Source organism: Pseudomonas sp. Marseille-Q0931 (genome assembly GCF_940789645.1).
Taxonomy (GTDB): Bacteria; Pseudomonadota; Gammaproteobacteria; order Pseudomonadales; family Pseudomonadaceae; genus Aquipseudomonas.
Genome location: NZ_CALNWT010000020.1, coordinates 1 through 22,767, shown reverse-complemented (window position 1 = coordinate 22,767; position 22,767 = coordinate 1). Strand labels below are relative to the sequence as shown.

General features: G+C 63.9%; 19 protein-coding genes. 13 read left to right on the top strand and 6 right to left on the bottom strand.

Features of this window, described 5'->3' with window-relative positions; translation table 11 throughout:
• Positions 1-809: 809 nt before the first annotated feature.
• From dut to ltrA, 3 genes are all read right to left on the bottom strand, one after another.
• Positions 810-1,265: a dUTP diphosphatase gene (gene dut, locus P3C50_RS23145; protein ID WP_197858565.1), complete on the bottom strand. Its 456-nt coding sequence runs from the start codon at positions 1,263-1,265 to the stop codon at positions 810-812.
• A gap of 2 nt (positions 1,266-1,267) precedes the next feature.
• Positions 1,268-2,476: a bifunctional phosphopantothenoylcysteine decarboxylase/phosphopantothenate--cysteine ligase CoaBC gene (coaBC, locus tag P3C50_RS23140; protein ID WP_275547762.1), complete on the bottom strand. Its 1,209-nt coding sequence runs from the start codon at positions 2,474-2,476 to the stop codon at positions 1,268-1,270.
• A gap of 207 nt (positions 2,477-2,683) precedes the next feature.
• On the bottom strand, positions 2,684-4,417 hold the full coding sequence (ltrA, locus tag P3C50_RS23135) for a group II intron reverse transcriptase/maturase (RefSeq protein ID WP_275547761.1): 1,734 nt from the start codon (positions 4,415-4,417) through the stop codon (positions 2,684-2,686).
• Positions 4,418-5,549: 1,132 nt separating this feature from the next.
• On the opposite strand from ltrA, the gene radC reads away from it, so the two are divergent.
• From radC to rpmG, 3 genes are all read left to right on the top strand, one after another.
• Positions 5,550-6,224, top strand: coding sequence for a RadC family protein (gene radC / locus P3C50_RS23130; protein ID WP_197858567.1), 675 nt, complete (start codon positions 5,550-5,552; stop codon positions 6,222-6,224).
• Positions 6,225-6,612: 388 nt separating this feature from the next.
• A complete protein-coding gene (rpmB, locus tag P3C50_RS23125; protein WP_003242523.1) occupies positions 6,613-6,849 on the top strand; it encodes a 50S ribosomal protein L28 in 237 nt (78 codons plus the stop codon).
• A gap of 10 nt (positions 6,850-6,859) precedes the next feature.
• Positions 6,860-7,015 (top strand): 50S ribosomal protein L33, encoded by a 156-nt coding sequence (gene rpmG, locus P3C50_RS23120; RefSeq protein ID WP_003464575.1) that lies wholly within the window; start codon positions 6,860-6,862, stop codon positions 7,013-7,015.
• 260 nt (positions 7,016-7,275) lie between these two features.
• Here the strand turns inward: rpmG and P3C50_RS23115 are convergent, their stop codons facing one another.
• Positions 7,276-10,155 (bottom strand): EAL domain-containing protein, encoded by a 2,880-nt coding sequence (locus P3C50_RS23115; protein WP_275547760.1) that lies wholly within the window; start codon positions 10,153-10,155, stop codon positions 7,276-7,278.
• 163 nt (positions 10,156-10,318) lie between these two features.
• Positions 10,319-11,377, bottom strand: a complete 1,059-nt coding sequence (locus P3C50_RS23110) for a fatty acid desaturase (RefSeq protein ID WP_275547759.1) — start codon at positions 11,375-11,377, stop codon at positions 10,319-10,321.
• A 103-nt stretch (positions 11,378-11,480) separates the two neighbouring features.
• Here P3C50_RS23110 and P3C50_RS23105 point away from each other — a divergent pair, with 103 nt between their 5' ends.
• From P3C50_RS23105 to P3C50_RS23075, 7 genes are all read left to right on the top strand, one after another.
• Positions 11,481-12,494 (top strand): AraC family transcriptional regulator, encoded by a 1,014-nt coding sequence (locus P3C50_RS23105; RefSeq protein WP_275547758.1) that lies wholly within the window; start codon positions 11,481-11,483, stop codon positions 12,492-12,494.
• Positions 12,491-13,567, top strand: coding sequence for an FAD-dependent oxidoreductase (locus P3C50_RS23100; RefSeq protein ID WP_197858571.1), 1,077 nt, complete (start codon positions 12,491-12,493; stop codon positions 13,565-13,567). The genes P3C50_RS23105 and P3C50_RS23100 overlap by 4 nt, the downstream gene beginning before the upstream one ends.
• A gap of 341 nt (positions 13,568-13,908) precedes the next feature.
• Positions 13,909-15,480 (top strand): methyl-accepting chemotaxis protein, encoded by a 1,572-nt coding sequence (locus tag P3C50_RS23095; protein ID WP_275547757.1) that lies wholly within the window; start codon positions 13,909-13,911, stop codon positions 15,478-15,480.
• Positions 15,481-15,634: 154 nt separating this feature from the next.
• Entirely contained in the window at positions 15,635-15,796 is a 162-nt protein-coding gene (locus P3C50_RS23090) for a hypothetical protein (RefSeq protein ID WP_275547756.1), read from the top strand.
• 120 nt (positions 15,797-15,916) lie between these two features.
• Positions 15,917-17,284, top strand: a complete 1,368-nt coding sequence (locus P3C50_RS23085) for a glutamine synthetase family protein (RefSeq protein ID WP_275547755.1) — start codon at positions 15,917-15,919, stop codon at positions 17,282-17,284.
• 214 nt (positions 17,285-17,498) lie between these two features.
• Entirely contained in the window at positions 17,499-18,806 is a 1,308-nt protein-coding gene (locus tag P3C50_RS23080) for an NAD(P)/FAD-dependent oxidoreductase (protein ID WP_275547788.1), read from the top strand.
• Between the two features lie 92 nt (positions 18,807-18,898).
• Positions 18,899-19,894, top strand: a complete 996-nt coding sequence (locus P3C50_RS23075) for a LysR family transcriptional regulator (RefSeq protein ID WP_275547754.1) — start codon at positions 18,899-18,901, stop codon at positions 19,892-19,894.
• On the opposite strand, the gene P3C50_RS23070 is transcribed toward P3C50_RS23075, so the two are convergent.
• Complete coding sequence (locus tag P3C50_RS23070) at positions 19,891-20,352, bottom strand: RidA family protein (protein WP_197858576.1); 462 nt, start codon at positions 20,350-20,352, stop codon at positions 19,891-19,893. The genes P3C50_RS23075 and P3C50_RS23070 overlap by 4 nt on opposite strands.
• 262 nt (positions 20,353-20,614) lie before the next feature.
• On the opposite strand from P3C50_RS23070, the gene P3C50_RS23065 reads away from it, so the two are divergent.
• The 3 genes from P3C50_RS23065 to P3C50_RS23055 form a co-directional block, all read left to right on the top strand.
• A complete protein-coding gene (locus tag P3C50_RS23065) occupies positions 20,615-21,301 on the top strand; it encodes a hydrolase (RefSeq protein WP_197858577.1) in 687 nt (228 codons plus the stop codon).
• A 65-nt stretch (positions 21,302-21,366) separates the two neighbouring features.
• A complete protein-coding gene (locus P3C50_RS23060; protein WP_275547753.1) occupies positions 21,367-21,945 on the top strand; it encodes an antibiotic biosynthesis monooxygenase in 579 nt (192 codons plus the stop codon).
• 137 nt (positions 21,946-22,082) lie between these two features.
• Positions 22,083-22,767 (top strand): amidohydrolase (locus P3C50_RS23055; RefSeq protein ID WP_275547752.1); only part of this gene is annotated, 685 nt, incomplete at its 3' end.

The window sequence follows — 22,767 nt, the reverse complement described above, 5'->3', positions numbered from 1 at the left end:
CGGGAGTGAAGCTGATCTTCCAGTGTGGATTGCCGGTGGCGAAGGTCTGCGCGCTGCCTTCGCCGGGCTGGCCGCGTTGCAGCAGTACCTGTGCCGGAGTATTGGCGAACTGCTGGATCAACTGTACCTGGCCGTATTCGGCAGGCAGGGCCGGCAGAGCCGCGAGCAGGCGTTGCAGGTCGAAGGCCAGCAGCAGCGTGCCCTGTGCCGGCTGGCTGTCTCCGATGCGCAGGGCCACGGCGCTATAGGCCAGCCAGCGCTCTCCTACCCGGTAGGCTTCGACGGCGGGCTGCTGGCCGCTTTCGGCGCGGCGCAACATGTCCAGCCCGGCGAAATTCATCGGTGCGGTGCGGCTGGTGTCCTGTACGGCTTCGCCACGACGGTTGAGATGGGCATCGATTACGCCGTCCCGATAACCCAGGCTGCGTTCGGCCTCGCTGATCTGAAGACTGTCGCCGCTTTGCAGCGCCTGCAGCAGCTGCGGGTTACGTGCTGCGGCCAGGCTGTCGGCTTGCAGTTGCTTGAGCGCCTGCTGCACGGCGGTAGCCTGATTGCTGCCTAGGGCCTGGGTCAGCTCGGTCTGGTGAGCCTGGCTGCTGGTGCTATCGGCGAACCACAGCAACGCGCCGCCGGCACCGACGCCGATCAGCGCAGCCAGCAGGCCTGGCAGCAGTGCCCCCGGCGAGAGGCTGGTCGCCTTGCGCTTGGGCGGGTTCGCTACCAGGCTGGCGGCGCTATCGACTTCCTTGGCAGTACGCTTGAAGAGTTTCACGTAGGCGCTCCTCGGCGGGTCGTCCTGTGGGGTTGGGTCAGTGGCTACCGGAATGGCCGAAGCCGCCAGCGCCCCGTTGGGTCTCGTCGAACTGTTCGACCAGTTCGAAATGCGCCTGCACCACCGGCACCAGCACCAACTGCGCGATGCGCTCGCCGATGGCGATGGTGAAAGGCGCCTGGCCGCGGTTCCAGCACGACACCATCAGCTCGCCCTGGTAGTCGGAGTCGATCAGGCCGACCAGGTTGCCAAGCACGATGCCATGTTTGTGGCCAAGGCCCGAGCGCGGCAGGATCATCGCCGCCAGGCCGGGGTCGCCGATGTAGATCGACAGGCCGGTGGGAATCAGCACGGTCTGGCCCGGCTCGAGGACGATGTCTTCCTTGAGCATGGCGCGCAGGTCGAGGCCGGCCGAACCGGGCGTGGCGTATTGCGGCAGCGGGAATTCCTGGCCGAGGCGAGGATCGAGGATCTTGGCTTGCAGAGCGTGCATGGTCAGTTCTTGTTCAGTCGTTCGGCGATAAGGGTGATCAACTGGCGGGCGATCTTGCCCTTGCTGGTCTGGGCGAAGCTGAATTGCTGCAGCCCGCGGTCGATCACGGTGATGGCGTTCTCTTCACTATTGAAGCCGATGCTGGGGTTGGCCACATCATTGGCGACGATCAGGTCGAGATTTTTGTCGCGCAGCTTGCGCGAGGCGTATTCGAGCAGGTTCTCGGTCTCGGCAGCAAAGCCCACGCTGAAGGGGCGATCCTCACGGCCGGCGATGGTGGCGAGGATATCCGGGTTACGCACCATTTGCAGGAGCATCCCTTCGCCGCTGGTGGGGTCTTTCTTCAATTTGTGCTGCGCGACCACTTCCGGGCGGTAGTCGGCCACGGCGGCAGCGGCGATCAGCACGTCGCAGGGCATCGCCGCTTCGCAGGCGGCGAGCATGTCGCGGGCGCTGACCACGTCGATGCGACTGACCCGATCCGGCGTCGGCAGGTGCACCGGGCCACTGACCAGGGTGACCTTGGCGCCGGCCTCGGCAGCGGCTTCGGCCAGGGCAAAACCCATCTTCCCGGAGCTGTGATTGGTGATGTAGCGCACCGGGTCGATGTTTTCCTGGGTCGGGCCGGCGGTGATGAGAACGTGCAGGCCTTCGAGCGCCTGACGCTGGAAGCAGTCGGCGGCCAGGTTGGCCAGGTCATTGGGTTCGAGCATGCGGCCGAGGCCGACGTCGCCGCAGGCCTGGCTGCCGGAGGCCGGACCGAACAGGCGCATGCCGCGCTGCTGCAACAGATCGAGATTGGCCTGGGTGGCCTCGTCGCGCCACATCGCCTGGTTCATCGCCGGCGCCAGGGCGATCGGCGCGTCCGTGGCCAGCACCAGGGTGGTCAGCAGGTCGTTGGCGATGCCCTGAGCCAGACGTGCGATCAGGTCGGCGGTGGCCGGTGCGATGAGAATCAGGTCGGCCCAGCGCGCCAGCTCGATATGGCCCATCGCCGCTTCGGCGGCCGGATCGAGCAGGTCGAGATGAACGGGGTGGCCGGACAGCGCCTGCAGGGTCAGCGGGGTGATGAATTCTCGTCCGCCCTGGGTCATCACCACGCGGACTTCGGCGCCCTGATCCTTCAGCCGGCGAACCAGCTCGGCGCTCTTGTAGGCAGCAATACCGCCCCCCACGCCGACGATGATGCGTTTGCGATACAGCCGCTGCATAGGCTTGCCTTTTATATACCGGTGGATGTGCGCCACGTGGCCAACGCCTCCCCAGGCCGGCCCCGTGTAAAGTCGGGTAGGGATAGGCCATTGCTGGCCCATCCCCCCCTAAGAACCGTACGTGCGGCTTTCACCGCATACGGCTCAAGCCTACGTGAAACCAAGTAGCTTGGCCGGCAACGTACGGAGGTGCGTCGGATTCTACAGCTATAAACCGCTAAACCGTAGAGGTGTATCTTTTTGCTGGCTATGAAGCCGCGCGTGGCAGTTTGGATGAAGCAATACGCGGTTTTGCAGATTGTCCGAACCGCCGTCCACACGTCTTATGACGTGATGGTCATGCCATCCGGTTTCCTTGCTCACCGCTTGCCCACACGAGGCGCAAACACCCCGCTGTCTGCGGAAGAGGCTGAGAATTTGTCCTCGATAACGCAGCTTGTGCTGCATTCGCTGGACTCTCAGTGCCTCCCACTTCAGTTCGTGTTCCGCGTCGTAGGGGTTGTAGTCCCCCGGAAGACGTTTGTGGCGCACGATTGCGGTTCCCGCCAACAGGTATAGCCGGCGGTACTGCTTTTCTCCCTTACCATTCTTGTAGGGGTACGCGAACACCCAGCTCTGCCCGCCTATGGATCGGAAGTATTTATTCCTGATCCAGTCAGCTGACTTCCTCGGATGCCTACGCTTCACCCACCTCCAGATTCGCCAAAAGATCAGGTGATCCAGCTTGCTGAAGGTTTCCTTTGCCACGACCGGGGAGTGATATTGCGCCCACCCCTTCAGTACCGGGTTCAGTTGGCCGATCAACGCTTCCTGCGTCATAGCCCCGCTACTTTTGATGATCTCGCGCACCTTCCGATACAACGCCGAGGCGTTCTTCTTCGAGGGCTTGATCAGCAGCTTGGCCTTCCTGCGTGGTGACTTCGGCACGTACTTCCTGAAATTCCACCCCAAGAAATCGAATCCCTGGTGAATGTGCGTGATGCGCGTTTTCTCCCGAGATAACTCAACCCCTCGTACTGACAGGAATTGCTCTACCCAGGGCTTGACCTCTTCCTCCAGCAGCTCTTTCGAAGCCGCCAGGATCACGAAGTCGTCCGCATACCGTACACACTGCACCTTGGTCTTCTCGGCCTTCTTGATGCCTAGCTTCTTCGCCAGATGACGTTTCAGCTGAGTTTCCAGACCGTTCAGAGTGGCATTGGCCAGACAGGGCGAAATAATTCCACCCTGCGGCGTCCCGGCTTCCGTTGCCATGAGTTGTCGCCGGTCGATAACCCCGGCTTTTAACCACTTGCGCAGTACCTTCGTGTCCATCGGGACATTCCGACACAGCCATTCGTGGTTGATGTTGTCGAAGAAGCCCTTGATGTCCCCCTCCAGAACCCAGACCGGTGCCACTTCGGGCGCCAGCAGGTGGAAAAGTTCAACCATGGCATCAGCGGTCGATCGGTCAGGCCGGAAGCCATAACTTTTCGGATCGCTGGTGCTTTCTATTACAGGCTCCAACGCTTGCAGATACAGCGCTTGCATGGCCCGATCCAACATCGTCGGGATACCCAGTGGGCGCTTCTCCTGCTTGCCGGGCTTCGGTATCCAGACCCGCCGTAGCGGTTTGGGCCGATAGCCTCGTTGTTTCGACAGACGTTTCACGGCATGGAACTTGGCTAGGGGCGTACCCCAGGTTTCTCCATCGACGCCCGGAGTCTTGCGACCCCGGTTCTCCGTGACTCGCCTTACAGCCAAGCAGCGACCGTAAAACGAGCGAGTCAGCATCCGTTGCAGGCGTTTAACCCTGCGCCAGTTACCTTCCCGTGTTGCCTGCGCAATCTTCAGCTGCGTTCTCCGAACGGATTGTTGAACTTTGGCCCAATCGAGATCGTGCCAGTTCGCCCCTCCGCCTGAGGACGCAGACGCTTCCGGTGTTGCTGGTTGCGTTTTCATACAGTCCTCCCGAGATGAACGACACTCAGGACGGACTACTCCCCTATGGGCAGTAGTTCGCCCATAGGGTCGTTTTTGGTTATCGCTGGAATCAGCGGCTGTTTTTGCGCTCGTAGACCAGATGCACGTCAGCCAGAGTTATCCCCTGCCGGTAATGTTCCAACCGGTATGCCACCCGTTACAGGCGACCGTTCGCTTCTTGCATCCTCCCATTCCCCACACCCATCAGCGCCCTTTGCGGTTTGCCTGCCTGCCCGATGTTGCTGGGCAGGCGAGTGGTCGGGATTGCCACGTTCCCCGAGTCGCATCTATTCCCCGTTTAGGCTTCGTCTTTCCCCCGGTAGTCGTATTGGTACCGCAGCGCATCATCCCACTGCGCTGTCCGACTACTATGCCGATTTTGGCTAAGGCCAATAATTGCCGTAGGCCTATCCGTAGTTACGAAGGTTCAGGCGACGATTCACATGCGTTAGCCATGCGGGTTGGGTCATTAGCCTCGTTACGTCCGTGCAATTCGGACGTATAGCGTTCTCCGTCACCGGATAACACCCTCATAAGAGCGAGACATTGTTAATCGGGCTTCACACCCCAGGGTTGGCCCCTGACGCATGCCGATCTAATGAACTGGCAGGTACATGCCAGGCTCGGTACTTCCTATGCAAGCGAAGTTGAGCAATGCGATTCGGAGCTTTTCGCTCCGTGCTTGGTTCAACATCCCCCCCAACGTCTCACGACGGTGAATTGGCTCACTGCCAGACTTGCGAGGATGAGTTCTGCCCGGAGGGCAAATTCACCCTCGGGTCAGACATTTTTAGTAACAATTCGGTGATAGCTGAACGTTACTGTCCTGTTTCTGTAACCGCTCATTGACCCATTTTAGGGTTTGAACAGATACAGCTTTTGTTATCCATCCCCGCCAAAACGAAGCGTTTCCAGGGTGTGGATTAACCAGGCTGAGCCGGTTTGTTGAATGCTTTTTCGGGCTTAAAACCCCCTGATAGCAAGGGATTAAGGTGCCTAGGCGCATTAACCAAACCAAGCACGACACGGTCAACGTGTCGCACAAGATGGGCTACGATAGCACAGCGCCCGCAGCGGAACAGCGGGCGCCTGGCTCAATAGGGAGGTGTATATGAGCATTCGCGACTGGCCCGCGGCAGAGCGCCCGCGGGAGAAATTGCTGGAGCAGGGCGCGGCGTCGCTGACCGACGCCGAGCTGCTGGCGATCTTCCTGCGTACCGGGGTGACCGGCAGAAGTGCGGTGGACCTGGCGCGCCATCTGCTGAGCGAGTTCGGCAGCCTGAGGGCGCTGCTGGAAGCCGACCTGGCTGGCTTCAGCCAACACCTGGGTCTGGGGCCGGCCAAGTACGCACAATTGCAGGCCGTGCTGGAAATGTCGCGGCGGCATCTGGCCGAGCGGTTGCGCCGCGATTCGGCGCTGGAGAGTCCGCAGGCCGTGCGCGACTATCTCAAGGCGCAGTTGCGTCACGAACCGCATGAGGTGTTCGGCTGCCTGTTTCTCGATGCGAAGCACCGTGTGCTGGCCTTCGAGGTGCTGTTTCGCGGCAGCATCGACAGCGCCAGCGTGTATCCCAGGCAGGTGGTCAAGCGTTCGCTGGCCAACAACGCCGCGGCGGTCATCCTTACCCACAATCATCCATCCGGGGTTTCCGAGCCCAGTCAGGCCGACCGCGTGCTGACCCAGCGCCTCAAGGACGCTTTGGCGTTGGTCGAGGTGCGCGTGCTGGATCATTTCATCGTCGGCGATGGCGAGCCGCTGTCGATGGCCGAGCTGGGGTGGATGTAGCTCAGGTCGGTTCGACCTGGGCCTCGAGGCTGTTCAGCAGGTGCCGACTGTGGCCGATGACAAAGCCGGCAGGCCAAGCGTGCGACCCTGGCCGATTTGCCGGGCGCCGCACCTGATCGAGGCGACGAGCGGTCGAATGCTGAGCAGGCCGCAAAGGCCCTGCTTCCGGCCGGTCTGCGTGCGGAGCTTTGAGTTTTATCCTGCGGTTTCCCTTGTTGCTCCCGGGGCTTTCTGGTATAAAGCAGCGCTCTTTTCTAGGGGCCCGGTTCTTGCGCTATTCAGTGCGCCCGGTAAGACCCTCGAGAAACGCGGCGCTGAGCGCCAATGACATTGAGTTTAAGCGGCCAACCCATGCCGGGTTGGGCATGTGGTTTTAGAGGGCTGAGGCATGTCGAGAGTCTGTCAAGTTACCGGTAAGGGTCCGGTAACCGGGAACAACATTTCCCACGCAAACAACAAAACCCGTCGTCGTTTCCTGCCGAACCTGCAGCACCATCGCTTCTGGGTCGAGTCCGAGAAGCGCTTCGTGCGTCTGCGCGTTTCTGCCAAGGGCATGCGCGTCATCGACAAGCGTGGCATCGACGTAGTGCTGGCTGAGCTGCGCGCTCGCGGCGAAAAGGTTTAAGGAGAGAGTCATGCGTGAACTGATCCGTTTGGTGTCCAGCGCCGGTACCGGCCACTTCTACACCACCGACAAGAACAAGCGCACCACCCCCGACAAAATCGAAATCAAGAAATTCGATCCGGTCGTACGTAAGCACGTGATGTACAAGGAAGCCAAGATCAAGTAATTGATCGGCTACCTGTCGAAGAAGCCCGCCTTTATGGCGGGTTTTTTTATGCCCTCGGTATTTGCGCCATTTTTCGCGCAATTCGTTATGTCTTCCAGGAGCGCGACTGGGCTGTGCGGTTGCCGCAGAAATGAGCTTTGCTGATTGGGGATGATGGGGCGGGCAGCCTTCGTTCGTCATTCGCCCTGGGGCGCACAAGCGCTGCGGCTTATTGTGTGGACGTTCTGCTCGCCGCAACGGCGCCTGCCGGCCGAGCTCTATCAGGCTTGCTGAGTACCGTGGCGGCGGGCGTCGTCGGCGAGCTGGCGCAGGGGCTGCGGGTGACCGACGAAATAGCCCTGGGCGTAGTCGATACCCAGGCGGCGCAGGCAGTCCAGGCTGGCCTGGGTTTCGACGAACTCGGCGACTGTGACCAGACCGAGCTGCGCCGCGATCTGGCGCATCGAGCCGACCATGGCCTGGTTGATCGGGTCGTGCTCGATGCCGCTGATGAAGCTGCCGTCGATCTTCAGAATATCCAGCGGCAGGTGACGCAAGTAGGCGTAGGAGGCAAAGCCGCTGCCGAAATCGTCCAGCGCGACCTTGAGGCCTTTGCCGCGCAATTTCTCGATCCACTGTGCCGATACGCCCAGCTCGCCCAGAGCGACCATTTCCGTGACCTCGATGCACATCTTGCCAGGCGACAGGCCATGACGGGCCAGTTCCTGTTCCAGCAACTGGTGGAAGTCGCAATCGAGCAGTGAGCTGGCACTTAGGTTGACGTTGACCTGGCCCAGCTGCGCCAGATGGTGCGGATTGGCAGCCAGCCAGGCGCACAGGTGCTGGATCACCCAGCGGTCGATGGCGCCGAGAAAGTCGTAGCGCGCCGCCGCGTCGAGAAACTGCGCCGGGCTGATCCACTCGCCACTGTGTGGGTCACGGTAACGCAGCAGCACTTCGTAATGCAGGCCGGCCACGGTGCTCTGCAGCGCCTGTACCGGTTGGAAGAACAGCTCGAAATGACCGCGCTCGGTGGCCTCGCGCAGGCGGGTGATCCACTGCAGCTGGCGCTGATGTTCGAGCAGCGCGCCATCGGCCGGGTTGAACTGCTGCACGCGGTTGCGTCCTTGATGCTTGGCCAGCTGGCTGGCGCTGCTGGCCCAGTTCAGCGCGGTTTCCCAGTCGCGTACGCCAGAGCTCAAGGCCAGCATGCCAATGCTGACGTGCAGGCGAAATGGCCGTCCCTGCCAGGTGAAGACGAACTGTTCGACAGCTCGCCGTAGCTGTTCGGCCTGGTCCAGTGCGGCGCCGTCATCGACCTCGCGCAATAACACGGCGAACTCGTCTCCGCCGACGCGCGCCAGCTCGGCATGGCGCGGCAGCTGGTGCTGCAGCTGGCCGGCCAGCTGGCGTAGCAATTGATCGCCCGCCGAGTGACCGAACAGGTCGTTGACCTGCTTGAAGCGATCCAGCCCCAGCAGCAAGAGATGGCTGAAGCGCCGTTTGGCGGTGCCGCCAAGGGTTTCCGCCAGCAGCCGCTCCAGCTCGCGGCGGTTGAGCAGGCCGGTCAGGGCGTCGTGGGCCGCCAGGCGTTGCAGACGTTCTTCCAGAACACGACGCTCACTGAGATCGACCACGATGCCCTCGATGCAGTCTCGCTGAACGCGCAGATGCAGTGACAGGTAGACCCATAGCGGGCGCTGCTTGAGGTCGTAGAGTTCACACTCGCAACTGACCATGCCGGCCTGCTCGTCGAGCTGGCGCAGCAGTGAACGCCACTGCGCTTCACCCAGCAGACGCTGCAGGGAGAGCTGGTCGATATCGTCCGGCAGGTTTGCAGCGCCGAGCAGACGCGCCAGGCTCGGGTTGGCCTCCAGCAGTCGGCCGTCGCGCTGACAGCGGAATATGCCCTCACCACTGTTGCGAAACAGCGCCTGATACTGTTCCAGGTTGTCGATGGCCTGCGCCTGGCTGCTCAGCAGCACGCGGCGCACGCGCTCCAGCTGCTTGTCGAGCAGGGCACCGAACAGCAGCATGCTCAACGCCGGCAGGTAAGCGTACAGCGCATAGAATCCGGTGGGCAGCGCAATCAACCCGGCGCGACTCAGCGGTACCAGCAGCATCAGCGCCAGCGCGGCACTCCAGCACAGCAGGTAACCGGGCGCATAGGGGCGGCGCTGGGCGATGCCGAGCCCCATCAGCAGCAACTGATAGAGGCCGGTGGCCAGGATCAGCAGGTTCAGCGTTTGGTAGGCATAGGGATGCTCGACCAGCAAGCTGCCCACGCTGACCAGCAGCGTAGCGGCGAACAGGGCGTCGCGCAGCCAGCGCAGGCGACCCAGTCGCAAACCGAGCGCGCTGGCGATGAATAGCGAGCTGAAGATCATCATGCCCGCGGTGGGCAGGTTGACCAGTAATTTGGGCAGATGCGGCCACTGCGGCCAGAGCAGCCCGGCCAGGTTGTACAGACTGGCGTTGTACAGCGCCACGCACAGCGAGGTGAGGCTGAAATAGGCCAGTTGCGCTTCGCGCAGGGTGCTGTACTTGACCAGATAGAACAGCGCCAGGGCTATCAGTACGCCGATCAGCAGGCCGCTCTGCAGCCAGCTGTAGGCGATCAACCGCTGGCCCTGCTGCGCACCGACCAGTTGCAGCGGCAGGTTGATCGCCGAATGGCTCTGCACGCGCAGCAGCAAGCTGTGCGGGCCATCGGTCAGGCGGGGTAGATTGAGCAGGAACTGTGGATAGGGCTCGCCACGTTCGGCGAAGGCACGCCGTGCCCCGCTGTACAGCGGGCCGAGTGACTGCTCACCGTCGAACAGCCAGACCTCCAGATCATCGAGGAAGGCCTGGCCGATGATCAGTTGCAGACGCTCGGCCGCTGGAGCCTGCAGTTGCACGGCGAGCCACCAGGCGCTGCGCGTATAGCCGATGCGCGCGCTGCCCTGAATCTGCCGACCTTCCGTCTCGATGCGCTGCAGGACTTCGCTGGCGCTCAACTGGCCGCTGGGATCTTCCAGCAGCAGGCTGTGCTCGATGCTCACCGGCCTGGCCAGGTCGTCAGCGCTGAGCTTCATTAGCGGCAGCCCGCTGCCTGCCCAGGCCGGCACGGCACCGGCCAGGCAGAGCAGCAAGATCAATGCGCGAAGCGGTCGAAGCATCCTGGGCGCCTCATGGCTACTACGAGGGCGCCGATGGCCGATGGACGCTGTACTGTCAGCGGAGCGGTAGGGCGCTGGCGGATTCTAGCCGACTACTGGCGCGATGATTGCGCAGCGGGTCTCATCGGCCGGTATCGCATGACCGATGGTCGCCCCCCAGGGATCAGGCTGCCTGCGTGCGCTCCTCGGTCGCCTTCTGCTGGCGTGTCCAGCGATTGGCCCGGGCGAAGGTGCCAAAGTCGTTGAAACGCACGCCCATCTTGCGCATCACCCGATGGGCGAAGGGCACGGTCAGTTGGCGGATATAGAACGGCTCCTTGACCACGAAATGGTGGATCGCATGGCTGCTGCCGAAGTTGAAGCAGAAGGCCTGCAGCGGCCAAAGCCACCAGGGGTTGAGCACCTGGGTCTGCTGGATCACGTTGCCCGGCTCGACGTCGCCGTAGTAGTGCATGTTGGAGCTGACGAAGTGCAGGCAGAAGGTGCGCAGTACGTTGGGGCCAACCAGTACCACCACGGCGATGTTCACCACTGCCATCACGTTCAGCGTAGTGGCCGACCAGACGATCGGGGCGCCAAGCGCGGCGCTGGCCCAGTCCAGCAGATGAAAACCGAGGAACAGGTACCAGGTCGCCCAGTTCAGCAGCCCCAGCGGCGCGTAGACCTTCAGCGTGCGGGTAAGAATCAGCCTGCGGTGCGCGGGATTCTTCGCCCGCAGCCAGCGGATGAACGAGCTCATCATGTTGTCGCCGACCATCAGCAGGCGCGCGATGCCCCAGGGCTCGCCGTTGGTGATGGCGCGCTCCTCCATGTCGGCTTCGCTGCCGGACACCTTGTGATGGTTCAGATGCAGATGACGGCGTACCCACGGATTGATGGTGCTCGGCCGCGCCAGCCAGACCAGCGCCAGCATCAGGTTGTGCGGCCGCGGCCGCTTGCGAAAATACATCGAGTGGATCAGGTCGTGCTCCAGCTCGTGGGTCAGCGAGGCGAAGAAGGCGTTAAGCAGCAGGCACGCCCACCAGGCCAGATGGCCACTGATGTACAAGGCTGCCGAGCCGATCATGCCAAGCAGGGCGAAGGCCAGGATGCCGGCGCCGAGCGCGTCCTGATGCTGCAGGATCGGGTAGCGCTGGCGCAGGGCGTTGCCGTGGGCCATCACCTGTTCACGGATATAAGCGGCGCGTTGCTGGTCATTAAGGCTTGCGGGAGAAGGGGACATGCCGACATCCTCTTGTTATCGGGTTGTGACTTCACTGTGCCGTGACGGTCGTCAGAGCGCCCGACCGTGCACGCCAACCTGCCTACCGGATACGCCAATCTGCATGACCGCCGAACCCACCACCCTGGCCAGCTGGACCCGCGCCCTGCGCAAGCAGCTCGATGCCCTCGGGCTCGATAGCGCTGCCCTGTGTCGCGAGGCAGGGCTCGACCCGGCGCTGCTCGACGACCCCAACGCACGCTGCCCGCTATCGCTGACCACGCGCCTGTGGCAACTGGCAGTGGCCGCCAGCGGTGACCCGGCGCTGGGCCTGAAGACCTCGCAGTACGTCAGCCCGACCACCTTCCATGCCCTGGGCTATGCGCTGATCGCCAGCAGCAGCCTGCGTGAGATGTTCGAGCGCATCGTCCGTTACCACCGGGTGGTCAGCGATGCGCTGCAGCTGGAGCTGTGCGAGGTGGGCGATGTCTACGAGTTTCGCTTCCGCGTACCACCAGGCAGCCCGGCACCGGCGCCCGAAGCGCTGGACGCCTTCGCCGCGATCTACGTGCGCAGCTGTCGCAACCGCCTGAACCGGGAGTTCTCACCCCTGCTGGTGCAGCTGCAACGCCCGCGGCCGGCGGACCTGACGCCCTGGCAGGCGGTGTTTCGTGCGCCGCTGCAGTTCGATGCCGACGAGAGCCTGCTGCGTTTTCCCCGTGCGGCATTCGAGCAGCGCCTGGATGACGGCAACCCTGAACTGGCCGAGCACAACGAGACGGTACTGCGGCGCAATCTGGAGCAATTGCAGGCGGCCAGTTGCAGCGAACGAGTGCGCCGCTGCCTGGAGGCGCAATTGCCCGATGGCGAGCCCTCCGCCGAGCGCATCGCCCAGACCCTGCACCTGAGTCTGCGCAGCCTGCAGCGTCACCTGGCCGAGGAGGGCACCAGCTACGAAGCGCTGCTCGGCGAGACGCGCCACGCCCTGGCCCTGCGGCATATGCGCGACCCGCGCTGCTCGATCAGTGAAATCGCCTACCTGCTCGGCTTCAGCGACAGCAGCAGCTTTGGCCGCGCCTTCAAACGCTGGACCGGTCAGACGCCGAGCCAGTACCGCGATGGATGCAACGACGCATGAGTCAGTACGACCTGATCCTGGCCGGGGCTGGCCATGCCCATCTTGGTGTGTTGCGCCGCTGGGCGCTGGTGGAGCGCCCGCCGGGGCGCATCGCCCTGCTCAGCCTTGGCCCTGAGGCCTGGTACGCCGGCATGTTGCCGGGGCTGATTAGCGGCCGCTTCAGCGCGGCGGACTGCCGCGTGGAATTGCAGCCGTTGTGCCGCGCGGCCAAGGTCGATCTGATCGAGGGCGAGATCGCCTCATTCGATGCCGATGCGCGGATCCTGCAACTCGAAGACGGACGCCGCCTGCACAGCGAGTGGTTGTCGCTCAACGTCGGTGCCGGCATGGCCATTCCGCCGCAGCAGGGCGATGCCATGCAGGTGCTGGCCGCCAGGCCCATCGACAAGCTGCTCGAAGGCTGGCAGCAATGGCAGGCCGAGCCACGGCGCATGGCCATTCTCGGTGGCGGTGCCGGCGGTGTGGAACTGGCCCTGGCGTTGGCCGACCAGGTGCCGGCGCTGGCGCTGTTCTGTGGCGGCACCTTGCTCGATGGTTTGTCGCCGGGGTTGCGCCTGCGTGCACTGGGCCATCTGCGTCAGCGTGGCGTACAGGTGCGCGAGCATTGTCCGATCGGGCGCATCGAGGATGACTGGCTGCTCAGCGGCGACGAGCCGGTATGGCGCGGGCGGCGCCTGCTGCTGGCCAGTGGCGCACGACCCTGGCCATGGCTGACCGCCAGCCAGCTGGCCAGCGATGCAGCGGGCTTCATCGCCATTCGCCCGACCCTGCAGAGCGAATCCCATGCCCAGATCTTCGCCGTCGGCGACAGCGCCAGCCTTGACGGCATGCGCCGCAGCGGGCGTTTTGCGGTGCGTCAGGCGCCGGTACTGGCTGCCAACCTTCAGGCCGCGCTAGAGGATCGCCCGCTGCGTCAGTACCGTGCGCAATGGCAGAGCCTGGCGCTGCTCGCCACTGGCGACGGCGGGGCGCTGCTCGGCTGGCATGACTGGAGTGCTGGCGGGCGGTTGTACGGACATTGCAAGGACTGGCTGGACCGGCGTTTCGTGAAACGCCATCGCATGGTCGGATAGCCGGCTGTCGAGGCCGAGGTAGAGTTGTTTTCGGCCGCTCGCTAATGCCACGCGGTCAGGCGTCGATACAGTGGATGGCGCTCTTACGAAACGGCCCGCCAAGAGTGCTGACCGTCCAAATTCATGGCAGGGTGCTACCAAAGTTTTATGGTGCTGGTGCTTCCAAGCTGCTCGAATCGCGGTCATGGTGCCCGGCCTGCATACGCTGATTTTTCGCCGGGCCTGTCGTACACGTAGCCTGCTGCCCAGGTTGCGTGGGATATTCCAGGAGGGAACCCGTCGTGACCCCGTCCGCCTACAGCGCCTCTTCGCGCACCAGAACAAGAACTCTGAGGTCGGTCATGCAAGCTGCCTTTGTCCGTTCACCCGTTGCCTGTCTTCTTCACGCCCTGGGGCTGGCCGCGCTGATGCTGGTCTACCAGCAGGTGCAACTGCCGGCCTACGTCAGCGTGCCGTCCTTCCTGTTGCTGGCGCTGTGGCCGTGGCTCGGTCCCTGGCAGCGCCGTGACGATGCCGCTCCCGCCGCGAAACAGGCTGTCGCTACCGATTTCGTCGAACTCAGCCGCGGCCTGTCGCGGCATACCTGCCACAACGCGTTGTCCGCGGCCAGGGTGGCCCATGCCGTCAAGCACCTGGCCGAGCGCCTGCAGTCGCAACTGGCGGCGGTGCAGCAGGTCAGTCAGGCGTCTGAGGCCATTACCCATACCGAGCAGGACAGCGCCGCCCGTGCCGAGCACACCCTGGCTGCCGCGCAGCATGTGCGTGAAGCCAGTGCCAGCGGCCAGGCCGAGCTCAACCAGGCTATCGAGCGCATGCAGCAGCTTAGCGCGCAGACCCTGGCCAGCCGCGAGCTGATCGACGGCCTGGGCAGCCGTACCGAACAGATCGAGCAGGTCACCCAGGTGATCCAGTCCATCGCCAGCCAGACCAACCTGCTGGCGCTCAACGCCGCCATCGAGGCCGCGCGCGCCGGTGAGATGGGCCGTGGTTTTGCCGTGGTCGCCGACGAGGTGCGCAACCTCGCCGCGCGCACCGCCAGTGCCACCGAGGAAGTCAGCCAGATGATCGCCGACATCCGCCAGCAGAGCACGGCGGTGGTCGCTCATATTCAGCGCCAGAGCGTCGAGCTGGAACAGGCCGCGCAGCAGATCGAGACGGCCGGCAGCCGCCTGCACGGCATTGCCGATCAAGCCGAGGAGGTCGAACAGCAAGTGGCGCAGATCAGCGCCGGCACTGCCGACAATCACCAGCGCCTGGCCAGCCTGTCGGCGGCCGCGCTGCAGCTGCAGGATGACGTGCAGGGCAGCGAGGGGCAGACGCGGCAACTGGCCGCTGCCGCCGATCACCTGGTCGGGCAGGCCGAGACGGTCAGCGAACAGCTCGCCGAAGTGGGCCTGGACGACTATCACCAGCGCGCCTATGACCTGGCCCGCGAAGGCGCGGCAGCCATCGCCGCACAGTTCGAGCAGGACCTGCAGGGTGGTCGCATCAGCCTCGACGACCTGTTCGACCGCCACTACCAACCCATCGCAGGTACCCAGCCGCAGAAATACCGTACGCGCTTCGACCAGTACGCCGATCAGGTACTGCCGGCGCTGCAGGAGCCTCTGCTCAAGCGCCACGAAGGGCTGGTATTCGCCATTTCCACTACGCCGGAAGGCTACGTGCCGACCCATAACGCCGCATTCAACCACCCGCCCAGCGGCGACCCGGCGCTGGATGCCACCCGCAGCCGTGGCAAGCGCCTGTTCAACGACCGCACCGGCATCCGTTGCGGCAGCCACACACAGGCGCTATTGCTGCAGACCTACATGCGCGATACCGGCGAGCTGATGCACGACCTGTCGGTGCCGATCATGGTGCGTGGGCGGCATTGGGGTGGTTTGCGTCTGGGCTATCGGCCGGAGCCGTAGGATGCGCTGTCTGTCGTGTGATTAATGGTGCGCACACGGCGCACCCTGCGGGCCGATTTGGTTTGCATGGGCAGGATTGTTTAGCCAGCGCATAACCAAGCGTATGAAAAACCCGATTTAACGCACGTCAAACCCTGTGCGACGCTGCCAAGCCATGATCTCCCTGGCCTGCCAAGTCCATGTTCCGCTGTACCGCGCGCCTGCGCGGCGGCGCCTGTTGGAGCGGCTCAACCCGCTGCTGACGATCATCCTCGCCTTCTGGGCGCTGTGGCATTGTCGCCACGCGCGCCCGCCGGACGCCGTCCCCACCCGCTGACACCGATGGCTGCGCCATGTCCGCAGCCGCTGATGCCTATTTGTCTGCCTGCGCCACCTGTTCGAGAGTCGAACGGGCCGTGCGGACACCGAGCGCCCAACTGGCGCAAGCGAGTGCGATATGACGACTTTCGCTGCTGTGCAGGAGGCCCAGGAATTCCTGGCCAGCAATCCCGATATCGAATTGATCGAGTTGTTTATCCTCGATGCCAACGGTGTGCCGCGCGGCAAGCTGCTGCACCGCGAGGAACTGCTGGCGCTGTACCAGAGCGGCCGGCCGCTGCCGAGCACCATGCTCGGCCTGTCCATCCAGGGTGAGGATGTCGAGGATACCGGCCTGGTCTGGGAGGTCGGCGATATCGACTGCCGCGCCTATCCATTGCCCGGCAGCCTGGTGCGCCTGCCCTGGCGGCAGATGCCCACCGCCGCCGTGCAGGTGTCGATGCACCCCACCGAAGGCCTGCCGGCCACGCCCGCCGATCCGCGGCAGCTGCTGGTGCGGGTGATCGAGCAGCTGGAGGCCGACGGCTACCACCCGGTGATGGCCTGCGAACTGGAGTTCTACCTGCTCGACCAGAAGCGCGATGCCCAGGGGCGCCCGCAGCCGGCGCTGGACGCCGATGGCGGCCGCCCACGACAGACCCAGGTTTATGGTTTGCGCGAGCTGGAGCAAATCGAGCCCTTCCTGCGTGATCTCTATGCTGCCTGCAAGGCGCAAGGGATTCCCGCGCGCACGGCAATTTCCGAATACGCCCCCGGCCAGGTAGAGATCACCCTGGAGCATGGCCCGGCGCTGGCGGCCATGGACCAGGCGGTGCGCTACAAGCGCCTGGTCAAAGGCGTGGCTCATGCCCATGGCATGCAGGCCTGCTTCATGGCCAAACCGTTCGCCGAGATCGCCGGCACCGGCATGCACATGCACGTGAGCTTGGCCGACGCGGCGGGTGCCAACCTGTTTGCCAGTGACGACCCAGCTGGCACGCCGCTGCTGCGCCAGACCATCGGTGGCATGCTCGCCAGCCTGCTCGACTCGCTGCTGCTGTTCTGCCCCAACGCCAATTCCTACCGACGCTTTCAGGCCAACAGTTATGCGCCGCTGGCGCCCACCTGGGGTGTGGACAACCGCACCGTCAGCCTGCGTGTGCCCGGTGGCCCGGCCAATACCCGGCACATCGAACACCGCATCTGTGGCGCCGATGCCAATCCCTATCTTGCCGCCGCGGCGATTCTGGCCGGGATTCATCGTGGCATTCGCGAACAGCTCGATCCCGGTGCGCCGATCGAGGGCAACGGTTATGCCCAGGCCACGGAACATCTGCCCACCCAATGGTCGGCCGCGATCCACGCGCTGGAGCATTCCGAGTGGGCGCGGGAGGCTTTCGGTGAGCCATTTCTCAAGGTCTTCCTCGCGGTCAAGCGTGCCGAGTATCGCCAGTTCATGGGCGAGGTCGGCGAGCAGGACTGGCGCTGGTACCTGAGCAACGCCTGAGTCGAGGGATAACAGCTTCGCGGCCAAGGCCGCTCCCACAGGGCGCAGCAGGGGCTTGAGGGAGCGGACTTGTCCGCGAATACGGATTCTGAACAGCATCGCGGCTGAAGCGGAGTGCCCCCAGCCGTTCCTACGGGTCAAGCATGGTAGGAGCGGCTTCAGCCGCGATCCCAGATTCATCGGTGCATGCGCACCCCAAGGACATGCAATGAACATGATCGAGCAACCCGTCAAACCCGCTGCCGAACGCGCGCCGTCCTACTACGCGGCGTCGCTCAATTTCGAGAGCGACTACCCGACGCTGCAGGGCAGCGTAACCGTCGACGTGGCCATCATCGGTGGCGGCTTCACCGGCATCGCCACGGCGGTGGAGCTGGCCGAGCGCGGCCTCAAGGTCGCCGTGGTGGAAACCAACAAGGTCGGCTGGGGTGCCAGCGGGCGCAACGGCGGCCAGGTCACCGGCAGCCTCTCCGGCGACGAGGCCATGCGCAAGCAGATGCGCAACACGCTGGGCGAGGAGGTGGACGACTTCATCTGGCACCTGCGCTGGCGCGGCCACGAGATCATCAAGAGCCGCGTGGCCAAGTACGGCATCGACTGCGACCTCAAGCACGGTCACCTGCATGCGGCGATGAAACCCAGCCATATGGACGAGCTCAAGGCGACCTACGATGAAGCGCTGCGCCGTGGCATGGAGAGCGATGTCACGCTGCTCGAGGGCGCCGGCGTGCGTGCTCAACTGGGCAGCGCGCTGTACTGCGGGGCGATCAAGAACACCCGCAACATGCACCTGCACCCGCTCAACCTGTGTCTCGGCGAGGCCAGGGCCGCTGAAAGCCTGGGCGCACTGATCTTCGAGCATTCCGAAGTACTGGAGATCGTTCACGGCGCGCGTCCCGCGGTGGTTACCACGGGCGGGCGGATCGAGGCCAAGCAGGTGCTGCTGGCCGGCGACGTCTACCACAAGCTGGAGCGGCGCAAACTCAAGGGCCTGATCTTCCCGGCCATGGGCGGCATCGTCACCACTGCGCCGCTGGGCGAGCTGGCCCGCGAGATCAACCCGCAGGACCTGGCCGTATACGACTGTCGCTTCGTGCTCGATTATTACCGCCTGACCGCAGACGGCCGTCTGCTGTTCGGCGGTGGTGCCAACTATTCCGGGCGTGATTCGCGAGACATCGCCGGTGAACTGCGGCCGTGCATCGAGCGCACTTTCCCGCAGCTCAAGGGGGTGCCGATCGACTTCCAGTGGAGTTGCGCCATGGGCATCGTGATGAACCGCATCCCGCAGCTGGGCAAGCTCTCGTCCAACGTCTGGTACTGCCAGGGCTACTCCGGCCACGGCATCGCCACCAGCCACATCATGGGCGAGATCATGGCCAAGGCCATCACCGGCGACCTGGAGCAGTACGACACCTTCGCCGCCTGCAAGCACATCAAGGTGCCGCTGGGCGATCAGCTCGGCAACCCGATGCTGGCGGCCGGCATGTGGTACTACCAGATGCTTGAGAAGCTGCGCTGAAAGTCCAGCGTTGGCCCGGATGACGGGGCTGCCTTGGTTCGCCGATAGCCTTTTCGTATGATGGGCGCACACCGTATTTGGGATGCCCTGGCGTGAGTTCGTCATCTAGAAGTGCTTCATCGAGCCCGAGCGTACCTGCTGGCAAATGGGATGCGGGCGAAGCGGTAAGCCAGCTTTCCTGGGACGATCTGCGCATCATCAAGACGCTGAGCGAGTGCGGCAATCGCGCCGCCACGGCGAAGAAGCTCGGCATCAACGTCTCGACCGTGTCGCGCCGCCTGGCGCAGGTGGAGAAGACGCTCGGTGTGGCGATGTTCGACCATCGCCGCTCCGGCTACAGGCTCACGGCCGAGGGCGAAGAGTTGCGCGCCCTCGGCGAGCGAGTCGAACTGGATATCGTCAGCGTCACGCGGCGTGTGTCGCGAGCGGGGCAGGGGCCACAGGGCAAGCTGCGCATCACCACCAGCGACTCGTTGCTGCTGCACTTCCTCACTCCCATCATCGCCGACTTCAAGGTCGTCAACGAAGGCATCGCGGTCGAGGTGCTGGTGGGCAACCAGACCCTGAGCCTGGCCCGGGACGAATCGGACATCGCCGTGCGCGCTACGAGAAAACCGGGGGAAAGCCTGGTCGGGCGCAAGCTGGCGATCATTGCCTGGGCGTCGTACGGGCGCGCTGGAAAAGTGTCGGGCACCGACCCGTTCGACGGCCACGCCTGGGTGTCGTATTCCGGCGCCTTGTCCGGTCTTAGAGCGGCCAGTTATCTGGAATGCCGAGTGGCGGCCGAGTGCATTGCCTACCGCACCGACTCGGTCGCGGCGGCAAGCGCCGCCATTGCCGCCGGGCTGGGTTTCGGCTTTCTGCCCTGCATGCTGGGCGATATCACGCCCGGGCTGGTGCGCGTCGGGCCGGTGGTGCCCGAGCTCCATGATGAGCTGTGGCTGCTCACCCACCAGGACATTCGCAAGTCTTGGCGGGTCAAGGCGTTCATGGCGTTCTGCGCCGCTGCCGTGGCCGAGCAGAAGGCGCTGATCGAAGGGCAGCGGGCTCTCCCGGTTGCGTTGGACGAAACCGGGAGCGGGACTTAGTTGGCGCGTGCACCGATCACCGCCCGGCAGGCGATCTCGATCAGTTGCGGCCGCTGCGCCAGCCGGGATACGCCGATGATGTTGCTGGCGCATTGTGGCCGCTCGGTGCCATAGGCCGCCTTGCGCACCTTGCCAACCACGGCGAATGCCGCATCCATGTCGAGGACGAACAGCGTCTCTTCGACGACGTCTTCGAGCGTCGCGCCATAGAGCGCCAGCAGCTTGGCGATGTTGTCGTAGGCGCTGCGCATCTGGTCGCCCATGGTCGAGAAATCGCTGGGTCGGCCTTCGTTATCCAGCGGCGCCGGCGCGACCAGATTGCCTTTTTCGTCGTGGTTGAACTGGCCTGAGACGAAGATTTCGTTACCCACCTTCCTTGCCTGCGGATAGCCGTAAGCGTCTTCCCATGGAACGCCCCAGTAGGCGGTGTTTTCGTTGTACGGACGTGAAGCTGCCATTGCCTTCTCCTTGAGTGTAAGGACCGCCTATTTCGCGGCTTCCCGAGTGGTCGGGAGGAAAATGCTAGCACCGCCCGGTCAATTGCAAAGGTGCATTTTTGCACTCATGGAGGCGCAAAAATGCACAAACGAAACGCCTGTCGATCCGCTAACTTGAGCACCTGTTCCGGTCGTGACCAGCGAGTCAACGACGCTAACGGGGCAAAGACGAGCACCCGGATATGTGCCCAACAACAATCAGTTCAACAGACAGGTAACCGCCATGAGCAACGTCAAAACCGAAGTCCTCACTCCCTTCAACAGCCAGCTGATCTTCATTGATCAGCAGCCGCAGATGGCCTTCGGTGTGCAGAGCATCGATCGCCAGACCCTGAAGAACAACACCGTTGGCCTGGCCAAGGCGGCGAAGATTTTCAACGTGCCGACCGTCATCACCACGGTCGAGACCGAAAGCTTCTCCGGCCACACCTACCCCGAGCTGCTCGCCGTATTCCCCGATGCACCGATCCTCGAGCGCACCTCGATGAACTCCTGGGACGACCAGAAAGTGCGTGACGCGCTGAAGAAGAACGGCCGCAACAAGATCATCGTCTCCGGCCTGTGGACCGAGGTATGCAACACCACCTTCGCCCTCTCCGCCATGCACGACGCGGGCTACGAGATCTACATGGTCGCCGACGCTTCCGGCGGCACCACCCAGGCGGCGCACGACTACGCCATGCAGCGCATGATCCAGGCCGGCGTGGTGCCGGTGACCTGGCAGCAGGTGTTGCTGGAATGGCAGCGCGACTGGAAGAACCGCGATACCTACGATGCCGTCATGAACCTGGTCAAGGAACATTCCGGTGCCTACGGCATGGGCGTCGACTACGCCTACACCATGGTTCACAAGGCGCCCGAGCGCGTGCAGCACGGCCCGACCCTGGCCCCTGTCGCCGCACCTATCTGAGCCGATGCCAGCCTCTGCATGGCGGAGGCTGGCCCCAACTCGCAGCAGATGCGGAGACAGCCGAAATGAACCCGATGCAAGCCGATACCGTCACGCTGGTGGTGCGTCACCAGGTGCAGCAGCAACACGAGCAACGTTACGAAACCTGGCTGCGCCAGATCATCGACATCGCCGGCGCTTGCGCTGGCCACCTGGGTGTCGACGTCGCGCGCGAGCGCCAGGGTGGCCTGGTGCACTTCACCTGCGTTTTGCGTTTTGACCAGCTGCAGCACATGCAGGGCTGGCTCGACTCCGAGGCGCGCAAGCAACTGGTCGCCGACGTGCAGCCGCTGTTGCGCGCTGGCGACGACACCGAGGTGTTGCTGGGCAAGGATTTCTGGTTCGTGCCGCGTGACGCCGTGCAGCCACCGCCGCGCTGGAAGCAGGCGATCGTCACCTTCCTGGTGATCATGCCGCTGGGCCTGCTGGTGCCGGCGCTATGGCAGCCGGTATTCACTATGCTTCCAGGGCTTGCAGGCCCACTGCTGAGCAAGGTGTTGATCACCCTGAGCATCGTCCTGCTCGTGGTGTATCTGTTCATGCCCATGGCCACGCGGGCATTTGCCGCCTGGCTGAGGCCTCACGGCCAGGAGCCACTTCGATGAGCACCGATTCATATGATGAAAAGCGCCGGCGCATCTTGGCTGCCGGTGGCGTATTGGGCGCCGCCGCGGCCGTGTACTCTGCCTTGCCTTTTTCCGCTTTCGCCAGTACCTCTTCCATCCGCTCCCAAGGAGGCTCCATGAGCGCCGATCTCATCCTGTTCAACGGTCGTCTGCACACGGTCGATCCCGAAAAGCCACATGCCAGCGCCGTTGCCATCAAGGACGGCCGCTTCGTCGCCGTTGGCAGCGACGCCGAGGCCATGGCCATGCGCGGTGACGCGACCAAGATCGTCGATCTGCAAAAACGCACGGTGATCCCGGGCCTCAACGACTCGCACCTGCACCTGATCCGCGGCGGGCTGAACTACAACCTGGAGCTGCGCTGGGAAGGCGTGCCGTCCGTGGCCGAAGCGCTGCGCATGCTCAAGGCCCAGGCCGACCGTACCCCGACGCCGCAGTGGGTGCGTGTGGTCGGTGGCTGGACCGAGTTCCAGTTCGCCGAAAAACGCATGCCGACCCTGGAAGAGATCAACCGCGCGGCGCCGGATACGCCGGTATTCATCCTCCATCTGTACGACCGTGCGCTGCTCAATCGCGCCGCACTGCGCGCCGTGGGCTACGACAAGAACACCCCCAACCCGCCGGGCGGGGAGATTCAGCGCGACGCCAACGGCAACCCCACCGGCATGCTGATCGCCCGCCCCAACGCGATGATCCTCTACGCCACCCTGGCCAAGGGGCCGAAGCTGCCGCTGGAATACCAGGTCAACTCGACCCGCCAGTTCATGCGCGAACTCAATCGCCTGGGCGTGACCAGCGCCA